Annotated in this window: 2 protein-coding genes and 1 pseudogene; 2 read left to right on the plus strand and 1 reads right to left on the minus strand. The window is 70.3% G+C overall.

The window, feature by feature from the left end:
• A partial coding sequence (locus sphsw_RS20345; protein ID WP_042466791.1) for a hypothetical protein occupies window positions 1-185 on the minus strand: 185 nt, incomplete at its 3' end.
• Between the two features lie 108 nt (window positions 186-293).
• Between sphsw_RS20345 and sphsw_RS07715 the strand changes: the two genes are divergently transcribed.
• Together sphsw_RS07715 and sphsw_RS07720 are read left to right on the plus strand one after the other, a co-directional pair.
• A complete protein-coding gene (locus sphsw_RS07715) occupies window positions 294-1,421 on the plus strand; it encodes a lactonase family protein (protein WP_031440098.1) in 1,128 nt (375 codons plus the stop codon).
• A 94-nt stretch (window positions 1,422-1,515) separates the two neighbouring features.
• Window positions 1,516-1,943: pseudogene (locus sphsw_RS07720) on the plus strand (DPP IV N-terminal domain-containing protein); the annotation flags it as partial.

Raw genomic sequence — 1,943 nt, forward strand, 5'->3', positions numbered from 1 at the left:
AGCCGCCGGGCCCCCTCGGCGACGACCCCGCCCGCGACGCCGCCGGCCAGCCGCCCGAACACGCCGAGCCGCGACAGCCGGCCCCGCGGGATCGACCGCCCGCCACGCGATTGCGATCCTGCGTCCGAGACAGCCTCGTTATCAGCGTGTGGATTTCGTTCAGCGCCCAGCTCCGTACCGGGCATGACAGGATCTTCGCTCGTCGGTCTATCCTCGGTCTGGAGAGCCCCTTGCACGAGACCGCTTCTTAGATGGTAAGCTGGGGTGGAGGATCAACCATCGGACCGCCATCCATGACGCCACCTGTTTTCAATAACATCACCCGCCGCACATTGCTCTCCGGCATGGCGACCGCGACGCTCGCCACCGGTCTGCGCGCCGCACCGCCATCGCCGCGCGACGCCCGCGTGCTCGTCGGCACCTATGCGCGCGAGGGCGGCAAGGGCCTGTACACGCTGTCGCATGACCGGGCGCGCAATCGCTGGCAGGTCGAACCGCCGGTCGCCGGGATCGAGGACGCGTCGTTTGCGGTGCGGGCACCCCGCACCGGGCTTTGGTACGTCCTGCGCGAGCAGGCGAAAGGATCGGTGACCGGCTTCACGCCCGACTGGAAAGCGCGCGGCACGATGCCATCGGGTGGTGCCGATCCCTGCCATGCCGCGTTCGACGACGCGTCCGGCTGCCTCGCCATCGCCAATTATTCGAGCGGCAGTGTCGGCTTCTACCGCATCGATCCCGCGACCGGCGCGCCGGGCGAACCGACGATCTTCCGCCATGAAGGGACCGGCCCCGACAAGAGCCGTCAGGAGGGGCCGCATGCGCACTGGGTCGGGTTCAGCCCCGATCGGCGCTGGCTGCATTCGGTCGATCTCGGCGCCGACACGATTTTCGCCTATCGGTTCGATCCGGGAGCGCGCAGCCTTGCCGCACCGGTCCCGGCCTGGCGCGCGCCGCCGGGAACGGGACCGCGCCACCTCGTCTGGCATCCCCGCCTGCCACGCGCCTATGTCGTTGCCGAACTCGCCAACACCGTGACCATGCTCGATGCACAGCCGGACGGTCGTTTCACCACCCGCACGCAGCTGTCCACCCTGCCCGGCGACCATGTCGGGTCGTCCCAGGCCGCGCACATCGCGATCGATCGCGCCGGCCGGCACCTCTACGTCTCGAACCGCGGCGCTGACAGTATCGCGGTGTTCGCGCTCGATCGCGACGGAGTGCCGACCCTCGTCCAGCACATCGCCGCCGGCGGACATTGGCCGCGCATCTTCCTGCTGCTCGAGGATCAGCGGCAGATGCTCGTCGCGAACGAGCGGTCGGGCACGATCGCGGTCATGGCGCTTGGCAAAGGCGGCCGTCTCTCTCCGACCGATCAGACCCTGCGCGTCCCCGGGGCGGTGTTCCTCGCGTCGACTGGCTGACGATCACCCGACCGGTGGCGCCCCCGCCCCTGCCCTTGCACGGGCCGGGGGATCGGGCATGATCGCGCCTCGATCATCGTCAAAGGAGCCGTGCTTGCGCCTCACCCTCGTTCTCGCCCTGCTGTCGGCAGCCCCCGCCGTCGCGCAGCAGCAGCCGATCGCGGCCCCGGCCGACGCCCCGACGCGGCGCTTCACCGGTGCCGACCTGTTCGGCCTGGCGATCGCAGCGGACCCGCAGATCAGCCCTGACGGACGAACGATCGTCTATGTCCGCCGCACCGCCGACGTCATGACCGACCGTGTCCAGTCGTCGCTCTGGCTGATCGACGTGGCGACCGGTCGCCAGTCGCCGTTCGCTGCGCAAGGGTCCGACCCGCGCTGGTCTCCCGACGGCACGCGCGTCGCCTATGCCGCGCGCGACGGCGAACAGTCGCAACTGTTCGTTCGCTGGATCGCGACCGGCACGAGCGCGCGGGTGACGGGCTTTCCCGGCGATCCGCAGGCGCTCGCCTGGTCGCCCGA

The organism is Sphingomonas sp. FUKUSWIS1, assembly GCF_000733135.1.
In the GTDB taxonomy this organism is placed as follows: Bacteria; Pseudomonadota; Alphaproteobacteria; order Sphingomonadales; family Sphingomonadaceae; genus Sphingomonas; species Sphingomonas aerolata.